Source organism: Clostridium sp. HV4-5-A1G (genome assembly GCF_900184915.1).
In the GTDB taxonomy this organism is placed as follows: Bacteria; Bacillota; Clostridia; order Clostridiales; family Clostridiaceae; genus Clostridium_B; species Clostridium_B aromativorans.
Window position 1 is genome coordinate 1 of the sequence record NZ_FXYI02000025.1, and the last position, 13,920, is coordinate 13,920.

The 13,920-nt window shown below is 36.6% G+C and carries 11 protein-coding genes and 1 other annotated feature (1 of these 12 only partly in view); all 11 genes read right to left on the minus strand.

What is annotated here, in order from left to right; genetic code table 11:
• Nucleotides 1-86 precede the first annotated feature (86 nt).
• The 11 genes from J5G60_RS04595 to J5G60_RS04645 all read right to left on the minus strand — a co-directional run bounded on the left by J5G60_RS04595 (nucleotide 87) and on the right by J5G60_RS04645 (nucleotide 13,516).
• Entirely contained in the window at nucleotides 87-1,316 is a 1,230-nt protein-coding gene (locus tag J5G60_RS04595; RefSeq protein ID WP_150355817.1) for an ABC transporter permease, read from the minus strand.
• Nucleotide 1,317: 1 nt separating this feature from the next.
• Nucleotides 1,318-2,205: an ABC transporter ATP-binding protein gene (locus J5G60_RS04600; protein ID WP_347562615.1), complete on the minus strand. Its 888-nt coding sequence runs from the start codon at nucleotides 2,203-2,205 to the stop codon at nucleotides 1,318-1,320.
• 58 nt (nucleotides 2,206-2,263) lie between these two features.
• Nucleotides 2,264-3,034: a hypothetical protein gene (locus tag J5G60_RS04605; RefSeq protein WP_150355819.1), complete on the minus strand. Its 771-nt coding sequence runs from the start codon at nucleotides 3,032-3,034 to the stop codon at nucleotides 2,264-2,266.
• A gap of 69 nt (nucleotides 3,035-3,103) precedes the next feature.
• Nucleotides 3,104-3,607, minus strand: a complete 504-nt coding sequence (locus J5G60_RS04610) for an RNA polymerase sigma factor (protein ID WP_150355820.1) — start codon at nucleotides 3,605-3,607, stop codon at nucleotides 3,104-3,106.
• Nucleotides 3,608-3,870: 263 nt separating this feature from the next.
• Complete coding sequence (locus tag J5G60_RS04615; protein ID WP_150355821.1) at nucleotides 3,871-5,214, minus strand: MFS transporter; 1,344 nt, start codon at nucleotides 5,212-5,214, stop codon at nucleotides 3,871-3,873.
• An 86-nt stretch (nucleotides 5,215-5,300) separates the two neighbouring features.
• Nucleotides 5,301-6,323 carry a zinc-binding alcohol dehydrogenase family protein gene (locus J5G60_RS04620; protein ID WP_150355822.1) on the minus strand — a complete coding sequence of 341 codons (1,023 nt, stop codon included), beginning with the start codon at nucleotides 6,321-6,323 and terminating at the stop codon, nucleotides 5,301-5,303.
• Between the two features lie 138 nt (nucleotides 6,324-6,461).
• Complete coding sequence (uxuA, locus tag J5G60_RS04625) at nucleotides 6,462-7,541, minus strand: mannonate dehydratase (protein WP_150355823.1); 1,080 nt, start codon at nucleotides 7,539-7,541, stop codon at nucleotides 6,462-6,464.
• A gap of 24 nt (nucleotides 7,542-7,565) precedes the next feature.
• Entirely contained in the window at nucleotides 7,566-9,179 is a 1,614-nt protein-coding gene (locus J5G60_RS04630) for a mannitol dehydrogenase family protein (RefSeq protein WP_150355824.1), read from the minus strand.
• A 218-nt stretch (nucleotides 9,180-9,397) separates the two neighbouring features.
• A complete protein-coding gene (locus tag J5G60_RS04635) occupies nucleotides 9,398-10,069 on the minus strand; it encodes a GntR family transcriptional regulator (RefSeq protein ID WP_150355825.1) in 672 nt (223 codons plus the stop codon).
• Between the two features lie 183 nt (nucleotides 10,070-10,252).
• The gene (locus tag J5G60_RS04640) at nucleotides 10,253-12,808 is read right to left on the minus strand and encodes an ABC transporter permease (RefSeq protein WP_190972150.1); all 2,556 of its coding nucleotides are present in this window, start codon (nucleotides 12,806-12,808) and stop codon (nucleotides 10,253-10,255) included.
• Nucleotides 12,809-12,829: 21 nt separating this feature from the next.
• Nucleotides 12,830-13,516 carry an ABC transporter ATP-binding protein gene (locus tag J5G60_RS04645; RefSeq protein WP_150355826.1) on the minus strand — a complete coding sequence of 229 codons (687 nt, stop codon included), beginning with the start codon at nucleotides 13,514-13,516 and terminating at the stop codon, nucleotides 12,830-12,832.
• Nucleotides 13,517-13,730: 214 nt separating this feature from the next.
• Nucleotides 13,731-13,920: a binding site (T-box leader), on the plus strand (it continues 53 nt past the right edge of the window).

A 13,920-nucleotide genomic window follows, 5' to 3' on the forward strand; every position in this document is an offset into this window, starting at 1 on the left:
CTATTAATATTTTTAATTATAACACATATATCTTTATATTTGCAGTAACAAAAATATCAATTTTACAAGAAAGCCTTTTCTTCAATTCAAGCCACTTCATGCCTGCAATAGGATAAAACTGTAAGAATTAAAAACAACGGAACGGCAGCAGCCGATGCGGTGATCATTACATAGGGCGACCAAAAACTGTAAGATCCCAATGTGAGAAATTTAAGTTCTACAAGGCTAATGCCGAAACTGTTTCCAAGACCTACTCCTCCAGAGGGCAGAATCATCCTCAGCCAGTTCACTGCATTGCTTCCTGAAATAGAGGAAAGTATGAGAGGCAGCAGACAGAACACAATGGCTATTATCATGGAATTCACTGTATTTCTACATTTTGCAGACAGAAACAGTGTAAAGCTGACAGTGGCAAGAAGTGTAAGCAGACCTGCAGCTGCAGTGATCATCTCAAATTGACCTACATTTATAGCAGGAAGGCAGATGGTTTCCACACTTTGAATTGAAGTTTTTAAACTTTCCCACCCAAATACACTGTTTTCAACCAAAAGGAAAATGGAAATACATACCGCAGAGGTTATGCCGCAGATCAGAACAACAGAAATTATCTTGGATACAGCAAGTTTCGTCCTTCCGTATTTGGTACACCTGAGTATATTGTCCGCTCCTGTCTGATATTCTGCAGAAAATATAGGGGCAGTAATAAACGTACATAAAAACACCAGCAAGAAGAGCAAGATGATGAGGTAACTTCCCGCATCGCTGCTGCCAAAACCATAGGTGAATTTGAAGGGCTTATCCACTTTTTCATAGAGGGCAAGAGCTTTTTTCTGGGCTGAAGGCTGAATGGCTCTATTTTTTATTTGCCAGGTGTATTTTTTATAGAAATTTTCTGCCGCTTCCCCGGGAGAAATTTTGCTTAAATCCACAGGTGTCTTGGTCTGTGGATCTGCATATACATTCTCTAACCTGTTTATTATATGTTGAAATGGAAGTATTTTTTTATTAAGGACGTCCTGGGGAATATTATCCTTATAAATACTTCCGTACTTCTTTGCAACCTCCTGGTAATTTTTAACTGCCTTCTGTATTTTATCCGGTGTGATATCCCCTTCAACTGTAGTTTTCTTCATAAGCTGTACGGCTTTTATTCCTGAAACTGTAACATTGTTTCCATTCTCGTTTACATAATTGTAATTGACAAAGGATATGGGAAAATAGGCCAGGGCTCCAGAAATTAAAATGGCCGCTATCAGCAAAATCCAGGTGGAACGGGTTTTCAGAACCCTTTTCAATTCCAAATAAAAAATACTCATGTCAAATCTTCTCCTTTCTTGTTTCCTCTTGTGGAAACAGCCATAGATACAGATCCTCCAGCCGCGGTACGGCCTGTTTTGAATCAGGTATATCCGGGGCATCCGACAAATACCTGATGAAAAGATTTCCATCTTTTTCATTTAATATATTTACAATACGGACAGCTCCTTCATAATAGGGAAGTCGTTCAGGAGGTATTATGCTCTCCCATACTTTGCCTTCAACAGTTTTCACAAGTTCATCCGTAGTTCCCTTTGAAATTATCTTTCCATCTTTCATGATGGCATTGCAGGTGGCAATGTATTCCACATCGGAGACAATATGGGTGGAAATAAGTACAATTCGATCCCTGGAAAATTCAGAAATAAATTTGCGGAATTTCACACGTTCTCCCGGATCAAGACCGCTGGTGGGTTCATCCAGAATCAGCACCTCCGGATCATTCAAAAGAGCCTGTGCAATACCTACACGTCTTTTCATACCTCCGGAGAGCTTGGAGATTTTCTTTTTCCTCACTTCGGCTAGAGTAAGAATCTGAAGCAGTTCATCTATTTTTATTTTTGTATGGTTTTTGGTGAGTCCTTTCAAAGCTGCAACATATTTCAGATAATCCACCACTGTAAATTCAGGGTAAAAACCAAAATCCTGGGGCAGATAACCCAAAATGTCACGATAGGCTTCTTTTAGTACCTCGATTTCAATTCCGTCATATAGTATCTTCCCTGAAGTGGGACCGGTAATGCCTACCATCATTTTTATCAAGCTGGTCTTTCCTGCACCGTTTGCGCCGAGAAGTCCCCATACACCAGGTGATACATTCAAGTTCACACAGTCCACAGCAGTTTTGTCCTTATATTGCTTGGTTAAATTACATATCTCAAGTTCTATTTTTATCACCCCTTTGATTTTTTTAGTATTTAACATCTAAACTCTATACTTTGATATTTTAACAAACGCAGATCCTGTTGAATTTCACTATCAACTTATATATCTGAAAGGCAAGAACTGCTGCAAAAAAAACACTTAGCACAACCCATCCGGTTAAAGCTGCCCGATGGTAGGCCTGGGGCACCAATGTGTGAAACAGAAACTGCAGCGATAATATGAGCAGACAGAAAAACTCACAGGCAAACACATTGTACTGACTGCGGCTGCTCCGAAGGATGAAAATGCATCCGCAGCAGGACACCAGAAAAGGCAGCAGCAGATAAAAAATTACTAAAGCAGTGGAAATACTCACTTTGCTAAATGTTACAAGAGAAACAGCCAGCAGGAAAATACCGTCACCCAGACCAATTACAATGAGTCTTGCTGACAATAATCCGGACATTGACATAAATGAAGCTGTCTCCACTTCCTGCATCTTGTATCTATAAGATCTGCACAAAAATGGCAAGCCGGTCATAGTTATGAAAATTGCAAATAGACAGAGCAAATCCGGCAGGTGTCGGGCTGCAATATATTTAAAGTCTTCCTGAAAAATAGTAGTGAGCAGCAGCCACATAAGAATCAATATTGAACCCTGGAAAATCCATATTCTCCTCCCCATAAACGGAATCTGTTGAAATAAAAACTCCACATATCCAATTCTCTCCCTTGACCTGTGCTTTTCATATTCACTATTTGCCAGACTGATGGCTTTCTCAAGCTGTTCATCATGATACACAACAGGTACATTCAGGGCTTTTTTTAAATCCAAGCACAATTTTTTATTCATGATCATTTTCTCCTTTCTTTATCCGAAGGCTAGTATTCCTTATTAGCAAATTCCATCTGAGCCTAAGAATCACTTTATATTTTTTTCAATTTGCTTCAGTGCCGATCTCAATCGGGACTGTACCGTTCGAAGTGGAATGTTTTCTATCTCTGCAATCTCTCTCAAGGATAAATCCTGTGCAAAACGCAGAAGTACAATTTCTCTGTGTTTTTCAGGAAGTTTCTGCACTAAATCTTTCAAGTCCAGATCAGCCTCCACTTTTTCAAATCCCTGCTCCCTGTAGGACAGATCTTCAGTCAGGGGTTCTGTTTTCTTTTTTCGCCAGATATCTATACACACATTGGAAGCTACCTTATAGATATAAGCTCTGAATTTTCCATTATGTACGTACTTTTTGAAATAACGGGCCATCTTTAAAAATGTTTCCTGTGCAGCATCCTCCGCCGTCTGACGATTTGGCGTATGCCAGAGACAGTATCGAAATATATCCAGATAATAAAGGGTAATCAGCTTATCCATATAAGCCATATCTTCATCTTTAATTTTTTGTAGTACTCTGCCCTTATAAATCATCCTGTATCCTCCTAAAAACCTGCAAAAACCTTTTCTATATTATATAACGTTTATAAATACCAAAATGATTTAAAAATTATCAATATCAAAAATAAGCCATCACTTTACCCGACTATTTTCGCTAAAAAGTCGAAAAATATCAGTAAAGGATGACTTAATTGTGACTATACCATTTTATTATGTAAAGGTTTCACTATATAAGAAGACTTAACAACAAGCATGCAATTAAACCCACATTTGATTAATAAACTTTAAACACAAAACTACATTGCATCATCTAAATCATTTAAATCTCTTCCGGTAACATCTTCAGAAGCATAAGAACTAAAAAATGTACTTAAAGAGAAAACAATAAGCATTATAGCAACTGGAAGCCAACTTCCTGAAACTGCTGACACCCAGCTAGCTGCAATTAAAGGACCAAAACCAGTAGCTATAACACCTGCTATTTCTTTAGCAAGAGATACTAAAGTCACTCTATTTTTTGATCCAAATAATTCACTGAGCATTACATTTTCTAAAGCAAATATTCCTTGACAACCAACATTCAAACCAATTACCAGTGCAATAGTCAGTACAACAACATTCTTTGAATTAATCATCATCATCATTGGAATCGCATAAACTGCCATAGCAAATGATAAAATCATATACAGCTTTCTTCTTCCAAACTTATCACCAAGATATCCAACTACAGGAATAGTCATAAAAGATATTAAAGATGAAATAATATTGGCATTAGTTGCAACAGTTTTTTGCATTAAAAGAACAGTGACAATAAAACCTGCTAGATATGTTTGCAAAATACCACTATTGCCAGCTTGTCCAAAACGTAATCCCAAGGCAATTGCAAAACTCTTCTTTCCTTTTCTCTTAACCTTAACTGGTTTACTATTTTTTTCTTTTTCTTCTCTTTCTTTTAAAAGCAGCTTTTTCTTCTCCGCCATAACCGGACTCTCTTTAACAAAAATTCTAATTAAAATTGCTGCAATCATGACAACAAAGGAAGCAAAAAACGGAATTCTCCATCCCCACGTAAGTAAATCGTTTTCGTTAACATTCATTAAAATAATCGACCAAACTAAATTGGCTAATAATGTTCCAGATGAAGTTCCTAAACAAACTAAACTACCAATTAAACCTCTGTTTTTCACTTTAGAAAACTCAGCAACCATAACACCAGCACCGCTTATTTCTGCTCCAGCACCTAGACCCTGAAAGATTCGTAATACAACTAATCCAATCGGCGCTAATATACCAACTTTTTGATAAGTAGGCAAGAAACCTATCAATGTTGACGCAAGTCCCATAAGAGTTATAGTAACAAAAAGAACAGTTCTACGTCCCATTTTGTCACCAATTCTTCCAAATATATATGCTCCAATCAACCTAGCAACATATCCAGCACCATACGTTCCCATAGACATTATTAAACCCATGGCAGGACTTGAATTGGGGAAAAACACTTCATTAAAAACAATAGCTGCCGCAAGAGAATATAATTGAAAATCCATAAATTCCATCGCAGTTCCAAGCCAACCACTTACAGCAACTTTAACCAATTCTCTCGTTTCAATCTGATAAGTATCATTATCATTTTTTTCCATTTTTACTACACCTTCCTTGCTATTTATGAAAATTAAACTTTATTTTTTAATACCTATCCCTAGTTTCCAAGCTGCCTCAATCTTAACTAGTCACCAAAAGTAAGAATCATTTTTTTAACTTTCTCAGCATGTTCATCAACAAAATCAAACGCTTTTTGAACTTCTTTAAATTTGAACTTATGCGTAATTAACCCGTCAGATTTTAAATTTCCACTTTCCATCAACCTAATAACATTTGCAAATTGATAAGCCTGAAGTCTGCTTCCAACAACAGTCAGTTGTTTTTTAGTAATTGGAAGCTGTTTAATTTGAGCATCATCCTCTGAAAACCCAAGTACGACAATAGTTCCTGCCGGTGAAGTTACATCAAAGCCAAGTTCAAATGTCTTTGTAGTGCCTACAGCATCTATAACTTTATTTACCCCTTCATTGCCTGTCCAATCTTTTACCGCTTCCTTTATATCTTCATTTAATACATTGACAATTCTATCTGCTCCATTTTGTTTGGCAAATTTCAGTTTTTCGGATACTATATCACTTATCATTACTTCTGCACCCTTGATTTTAGCTAATTTAAGAATACATATTCCAATAGGACCTGCTCCTTGAACAAGAATCTTGTCACCAATTCCCACATTGCCTCTAAATGTTGCATTTGCCCCTATAGTGTACGGTTCTGCAAGTACTGCTGTATCCCAATCCAATTTTTTATCCAGTATGTAACATTGTTTCTCAGGTACTGTAAAATATTCTCTCATACCGCCATCTTCATGAACACCAAATACACTTAATTCCTTACAAACATTGGGCATCCCATGACGACATGCATAACATTTGCCGCAATATCTAATTGGTTCAACTACAACATGGTCTTCTTTTTTTAAATTTTTTACGTCACTACCAATTTCAACAACTTCTCCAACAACTTCATGTCCTATAACCCTCGGTAATACAGCTAACGGATTTTCACCATGATATAGATGAACATCTGATCCACAAATACCAACTCTTTTTGTCTTTATCAAAACATCATTGGCGTTTGCAATTTTAGGTATCTCTTCTTCCTCCAATCTTAAATCATCTTTTCCATAGACTCTTGCAATTTTCATAATATTTCCTCCTAATTGTTAATCATAATAGTTGATGTTATAATTAAATTTGTATATAATTTTTATTGGACATTTTTTCATAATTGATCATATTGAATAGTCGGAATTCTATATGATCAATTATGAGTAAAAAAATGTCTATTTTTTATTGTCCATTTTTCCAATGGCTTCCCAGAGTCCATTTAAATATGTTGCTCCGAGAGCTCTGTCATACAGTCCATATCCGGGTCTTGCCTTTTCATCCCAGATCATTCTTCCATGGTCAGGCCTTACGTATCCATCAAATCCCACATCGTAAAATGCCTTCATTATTTCAAACATGTCGAAACTTCCATCACTGGAAAGATGAGAGACTTCATGAAAATGCTTCTCGGACAATATTTTTATATTTCTTACATGTGCAAAATATATTCTTTTTTTAGCACCAAAATATCTTATGAGCTCGGGTATATTGTTTTTAGTACTGGATCCCAGTGATCCGCTGCAAAGTGTAATTCCGTTGCAAGTACTGTCCACAAGGTTTATTATCTTATCCAGATTTTCCTTTGAATGTACTATTCTTGGAAGTCCAAATACATTCCATGCAGGATCGTCAGGATGAACGGCCATCTTAACATCATATTTTTCACACACCGGCATTATTGCTTCAAGAAAATATCTGTAGTTTTCAAAAAGTTTTTCTTCATTTACTCCCTTGTATAAATCAAAAATTTTCTTCAGCTCTTTAAGTCTTTCAGGTTCCCAGCCTGGAAGCGAAAATCCATTTGAACTTTTTTCAGTGTCCTCTACAAGCTTTATAGGATCCAGCCCTTTCAACTTGTCATCATCGTAGTACAACACCTCAGATCCATCTGGAAGCTTATATGCAAGGTCAGTTCTGAGCCAGTCAAATACAGGCATAAAATTATAACATATAACCTTTATACCAGTTTGTCCTAAATTTTTAATTGTTTCCCTGTAATTCTCTATATACCTATCCCTTGACGGCAGTCCAAGTTTTATGTCCTCATGAACATTTACACTCTCTATCACTTCAAGCTCCAATCCATGATCCTCTATATTCTTCTTGTAATCTAATATCCTGTCCAGCGGCCATACTTCTCCTGCCTGAATATCAGATAAAAATCCTACGATTCCTTTAACTCCCGGTATTTGACGTATTTGATCCAATGTAACACTGTCATCATTTTCGCCAAACCACCTAAATGTCATCTTCATAAAAACATTCCTTCCCAATAATATTTATTTTAAATACTTTTCAAGTGTATTTCTAACTGAATTCTTTCCCGCTACCATTTCAGAAAAATAACTTTCTATTCTATCTCCAATTCCTATTTTGTACAAATCCATTCCAAATATTTCACTGTTGGAAAGTATGGGCTTCAGAGTGCCTCTCTCATATTTCCCTCCTAGCTTCACCTTTGAAAGGTGCTTTCTCAAGCTGTCCAGAAGCGGATCGGGACTTAATTCAAATTCTTTTCCCCGATCATCTATTCCCAGCATATACCTGCACCACCCTGCAATAACCAGAGGTATATATTTTAAAGATCTTACGTTCAAATCCTCTCTTTCAACATATGCTTTTATAGTCTCTCCAAATCTTATGCCGACCTTCTGGGATGTATCCGTTGCAATTCTCTGGGGTGTATCCGGTATATATGGATTGGGAAGTCGTACTTCTATAACCTCCCTTATGAAATCCTCCGGTACTATTATCCCTGGATTTGAAACCACAGGCATGCCTTCTTCATATCCTATTTTATTTATAAGCCTGACTATGTCATCATCCTTCATTTCATCCGCAATTAGATTGTAACCAAGCATGCATCCAAATACGGCCATTGTCGTGTGAAGCGGATTAAGGCATGTACATACTTTCATTTTTTCAACTTTCTCAACAGTTTCCCTGTCTGTAAAATACACTCCTGCCTCTTCAAGGGGTACTCTTCCATTTGGAAAAGCATCTTCAATTACAAGATACTGAGGCCCCTCAGTGTTGACAAATGGTGCTATATAGGTGTTCTTAACTGTTATTATTGGTTTCATGCCCTTAATTCCCAGTTCCTCAAGTTTTTCCTCTACAGATTTGGAAGGCCTTGGAGTTATCTTGTCTATCATACTCCATGGAAATGTAACTTCATCGGTATTGCCTATATAATTTAAAAATTCTTTTTCCACAAGTCCATTTTCAACCCACTTAGCTGCAATTGTATTTATTGAATTAGACAATTTCTCCCCATTGTGTGAACAATTATCCATGCTAACCACTGCAATTGGAAGTTCTCCTGCTTTAAACCTGATATATAGAAGTGATGCAACTTTTGCCATCACATTGCTTGACTTATCTGGACCATTCACTATGTCTCTGCTGACTTCATCTATAAATTCACCGGATAATTTTTTCAAATTATATCCTTTTTCAGTTATAGTAAAGCTGGCAATTTGAAGTGAAGGTTTTGAAAATATCTCCTTCAATCTCTTCCAGTTTTCTTCTCTTTCCCTGTCTGCAGCTATGCTTTCTCCAATACTTGCAATAACTGTATTGTCAAAACTACCGTCCGGCCTCATAATTACCTGAAGACTCAAGTTGTCGTGAGGTTTGTATACTTTATCTATGATTTCATAGTCATAGGTCTCCACCGCAGTTATCCCTGTCTTTATTTTACCTGAATCCAGAAGCTTCTGTTGGAGTGCCGCTATAAATCCTCTAAATATGTTTCCTGAACCAAAGTGCACCCATACCGGGTTTTTCCTGGTATTTCTGCACATTTCCTCATAGTTGAAATCCGGTAATTTGATTTCAGCTGCTTTCCATGCCGTTATATTCTTCATACAATCCTTCTTCAATTCAATCATACTTTCATACTGCCTCCTTATCAATCCATTAGATACTAAGGTTAGATTAAACCTTTTCCAAAAGTTTTCACCTCTCTGAATTTCACTTTCAATAGACTATGGTATAACAATAAACATTATGTTAAAATTATAATAGTTATATATTTCATCAGAGGGTTTTTGAGCTTGATATATTCTTGCCGGAATATGTCAAGTTACACCCTCATTTTATGCAGACATCATTTAAAATATTGAGGATATCTCTCTTTTACATCTTTTAAATTATAATTGACCATAGTCAGGTGATTTTTCATAATTTCATCAGCCTTCTCGGGTTTCTCATTCTTTATTGCTTCAATTATAATTTTATGTTGAGAATATACATCATCAATTTTCAAATTAGAGGAAAGTGTAAGCACACGTATGCGCTGAAAATCCATTTCCACCTGACATATAGTATCCCAGGTTCTCTCCTTATTGCACCCCTCAAAAATAGTTTTATGAAATTGCTCATCCAATTTAAACGCCCTTGTATAATCATTTTTTTTAATGGACATCTTCTGCATTTCTAAATTCATCTTCAGAAATATAAGCTTTTCTTCAGGAAATTGTTTACACGCAAGCCTTACCACAGCTCTTTCAACATGTTCCCTCAAAAACCTTGCTTCTTCTACTGCATCCAGATCAATCAATGATACAAATGTACCTTTCTGCGGATAAATATCAAGCAGTCCTTCCTGGGATAAAAGTAAAAATGCTTCCCTTACAGGAGTTCTGCTTATATTGAATTTTTCAGAAATACCCTTTTCAGAAATACTGAGGCCGGGTTTAAGATCAAGATGTATAATATCTTCCTTTAAAATTTGATATAATTTTTTACTGGTTAAATTTTTGCCTGTTACAAGAGTCATAATTCATCACCTTCATTGTCTTTGTACCATACAAGTATACTTGTATGGTAGCTATAAGTAAATTATAGCACATCTTTTTACAAATTCAATATCTTTTTAGAATTTAAAACAAAAACGGATTGTACAGCAAAATCACAAACAATGTACAATCACCATAAATTGTGAATTGTACATTGTTAATTGTTAATAGTCTTCTCTTATTGTGTCAATCAGATTTTCCCTGTTTATTCTGGAAAGAGGTGAAAGCACGGAAATATATCCTATGATTACAGCTGCGGCAGCTGCAATGGCTATTCCCATCCAGGGAATCTGCCAGCTGGATTCTCTCACACTCACCGTTCCCTTGTACATCATATAGGAAAGGCCGCAGGCTATTATGGAGCCGTATATGGTTCCAATAACTGCATAGAGGAAGCCTTCCAGCACTATCATTTTCTTCAGTCCTTTTTGAGTGAGGCCTATGGCCTTTAAAATGGCAAATTCCCTTCTTCTGAGTATTATATTGGTAGTGAGGGTATTTATTATGTTCACGCTTCCAATAAGAGACACCACCACTACAAATCCATATACCAGTATTTCAATCATTAAAATCACCGATCTGGTGCTTCTGTTTTTATCAAGATGATTTATCAAACTAAGTGAAGGATCGGATTTTATAATATTTTCTATCTGATCTTTTGCGCTGTTTTCATTTTTGACATCTTTGATAGCAATATTCAGTACCACTGGTTTGATATCATTTATTCCTGTAAGTTTCTCCGCCACTTCCCTGGTAGTTATAAGTTTTGGTCCATTCTGTCCATTTAGATCAAAAGGTTCATCTTTAAGAACTGCCAACACTTTTACTTTTTTGATATCACCACTGTTTTTAGCTGATTCTTTATAACTATTTGTAATATTTCCATTGTCTATTGAAGTAGTCTTCGTCTCTCCGCTGTATTTAAGCTCTATCTCATCCCCTGCTTTTATGTTGGCAACTGAGCCGACATAGCTTTTCTTTTCCTTCTTATCGTACACCCAATTCTTATTTATCAGAACAACACCATTTTCCTCATTTAACTTATCTATGTCTATGTTTCCGGACTGCAGATACTTTTTTGAAGACTCCAGGGCATTTTCATCATAGACGGTGACAATTCCATTCATGGGTACTTTTTTTTCGCCATCTATCTCCACGTTTTTACCGTATACTCCATCTATGGATTTTACTGCCTCCATTTCCCTGCTCTTGTCTATAAATTCAACAAAATTGTATTCATTGTACATTTTGTATATCCTGCTGACTGAATTCAAAGCACTTATACCTTTTATGGTGTCATCCTTTATAAAACCGCTTTTTATATTTGGCTGAATGGAAAAATGTATATTTTTGGACTCGTTCACACTTCCCGATAAATTCAAAGTCATATCCATAAAGGATTTGAAGGTAACAAACAGAAGCACGCTTATGGCTATGGAAAAAACAGTTATCCTGTATCTCTTCCTGTTCCTCTTTATATTCTTATAGGCCATATTTCCTTCAAATTTAAACAGCTTGCTTATAATTATATTTTTTCTCCTTTTTATTTTTTCCTTTACAATGGCTGTCCTTCCGCTTATGGCAGACAGTGGAGAAATTCTCCCCGCAAACAGTGCGGGCAGCAGCGCAGATATATATATGGCCGCTATTGAAACTGCAGCACTTATAAGCATGACCACAGGTGATATGGATACTTTCATCATCATGGAAACCATATCTCCCCCAATTATCCTAAAGGCGAAATTTATGGCAAAAATAGCTACAATGCCGCACACAAGTCCCAGTGGTACACCTATTATTGAAAGCACCGATGCCTCCCTGAGTACTATCTTTCTGATCTGTGCCGGAGTTGCTCCAATTGCCCTCAAGAGACCGAACTGTCTCATTCTCTCCACTACACTTATCTGGAAAGAATTATATATCACCGCAATTGCTGCTACAAGCACTATTCCTATTATAATCGCCACTGTAGAATACAGCCCGGACAATCCTGACTTGCCGTCTCCTCCCCCTTGCATATCTATAAGAGCTGAATTGTTTGTAACTGATGCAGCATTTTTGCCGCCAACTTTTACTGTCTTGCTTTTTGGCAGATCATCCAGTTCTGAAACTGCCTTTTTCAAATTTGTCTTTGGGCTTATCTCTGCAATAAGTAGTGATCTCTGCATATCAATACTACTGTCTTTGGATAAAAAAATACCTGTTTTACTAACTTGACTACCTACTTTATCCTGGAGTATTCCCACCAGGGTATATTCTTTGCTGCCAAGCTCTATTTTGTCCCCTGTTTTTATGTCCTTTTTCATGTATCTGAGCACCCAATTCTCCACTGCCGCTTCACCTGGATTTTTGGGGAATCTTCCCGCCTTTATTTTATAGGGAAGAAGCTCCAGAGCACTGTCCGAGGCTGTAATAGGACTCACACTTACATCCTCATTTATCTTTATATTCTCACCCTGCTGATAAAAACCGCTGCGTGAAACTTTGGGATTTCCGGTGACTTTTGCAGCCAGATCTTTATCCGGAGCCATATACATAACATGCCAGGAACCGTAGTCATTTTTTACACTTTCAATTTCAGCATTCTGCATACTCACAATAAAAAAACCAATAGTGCTTATGAGGGCAGCAGACAATACTATTCCTATAATAGTTAGTATACTTCTCTTTTTATTTGAACTGAGATATTTTCCTGTAAGTTTCTTGTAACTTGTAATCATATTAATCATCACCTTCTTTATCTAGTCATTTTGCAGACGTTTATCCGAAATTATCTGTCCATCTTCAATGGTAACTATCCTATCCGCCATAGATGCTATGTTTATATCATGGGTAATCAGTACAAGGGTCTGATTGTATTTTTTAGCTGTATATTTTAAAAGTTCAATTACCTCCTTGGAATTCTTGCTGTCAAGGTTTCCCGTAGGCTCATCCGCAAGAACTATGGAAGGTTTATTCAAAAGAGCTCTTCCAATGGATACCCTTTGCTGCTGACCTCCAGACAGTTCAGAAGGAAGATGCTTTTTTCTGTCCTCAAGTCCGAGCAATTTTATAATTTCATCCAAATATCCTTCATCCACCCTGTCATTGTCTAAAAGTGCCGGAAGTGATATATTTTCTTCTACATCCAGAACAGGTATCAGATTGAAGAACTGAAACACAAATCCTATTTTTCTCCGCCTGAATACAGCAAGTCTGTTCTCCTTGTAATCATAAATATTTTCTCCTTCAATTATCACTTTGCCTGCAGTAGGCCTGTCAAGTCCTCCTAGAAGATGCAAAAGCGTGCTCTTGCCGGAACCTGAAGCACCTACAATTGCCGCAAATTCTCCCTTATTTACGGATAAGTTTATGTCTTTCAACGCTTCTACCTTGTTTTCACCTTTTCCATATATCTTAGTTAAATTTTCTGCCTTCAATATTTCCATTCTACTTTCCCTCCTCTATTTAAAATTATAGATAAACTTCGCCTCAAGCTCCATGTCTGAGGTCTTACAAAATAAAGGCACTGTCTTACAATTTTGTAATCTTTATATGGCTCCATCCAGTTTGTCTGTTTTCACAGATATCCATTATACACATCAATAATTCTTTACTTGATATTTTTTTCAATTAGTGTTATACTTTTAAAAAATAAATATTATAAATGCTGTGAAAAGAAATAGTAAGTATTTTAGATTTTAAGAGAGAAGTTGGCCGGTGTGAAACTTTAATGAAAAAATATTGAACCAGTCTTGGAGCTATGAACCGAAAGAACATCCAGTAGGCTTCATCGGAAATTCCACCGCTATCAGGAAAACAGTATCAAGATATGTCTTCGTACTGGTTGAGT

Bases quoted from the DNA above. Each gene is read 5' to 3' on its own strand.
- J5G60_RS04595 (WP_150355817.1), bottom strand. From the start codon at position 1,316: ATGAGTATTTTTTATTTGGAATTGAAAAGGGTTCTGAAAACCCGTTCC.
- J5G60_RS04605 (WP_150355819.1), bottom strand. From the start codon at position 3,034: ATGAATAAAAAATTGTGCTTGGATTTAAAAAAAGCCCTGAATGTACCT.
- J5G60_RS04610 (WP_150355820.1), bottom strand. From the start codon at position 3,607: ATGATTTATAAGGGCAGAGTACTACAAAAAATTAAAGATGAAGATATG.
- J5G60_RS04615 (WP_150355821.1), bottom strand. From the start codon at position 5,214: ATGGAAAAAAATGATAATGATACTTATCAGATTGAAACGAGAGAATTG.
- J5G60_RS04620 (WP_150355822.1), bottom strand. From the start codon at position 6,323: ATGAAAATTGCAAGAGTCTATGGAAAAGATGATTTAAGATTGGAGGAA.
- uxuA (WP_150355823.1), bottom strand. From the start codon at position 7,541: ATGAAGATGACATTTAGGTGGTTTGGCGAAAATGATGACAGTGTTACA.
- J5G60_RS04630 (WP_150355824.1), bottom strand. From the start codon at position 9,179: ATGATTGAATTGAAGAAGGATTGTATGAAGAATATAACGGCATGGAAA.
- J5G60_RS04635 (WP_150355825.1), bottom strand. From the start codon at position 10,069: ATGACTCTTGTAACAGGCAAAAATTTAACCAGTAAAAAATTATATCAA.
- J5G60_RS04640 (WP_190972150.1), bottom strand. From the start codon at position 12,808: ATGATTACAAGTTACAAGAAACTTACAGGAAAATATCTCAGTTCAAAT.
- J5G60_RS04645 (WP_150355826.1), bottom strand. From the start codon at position 13,516: ATGGAAATATTGAAGGCAGAAAATTTAACTAAGATATATGGAAAAGGT.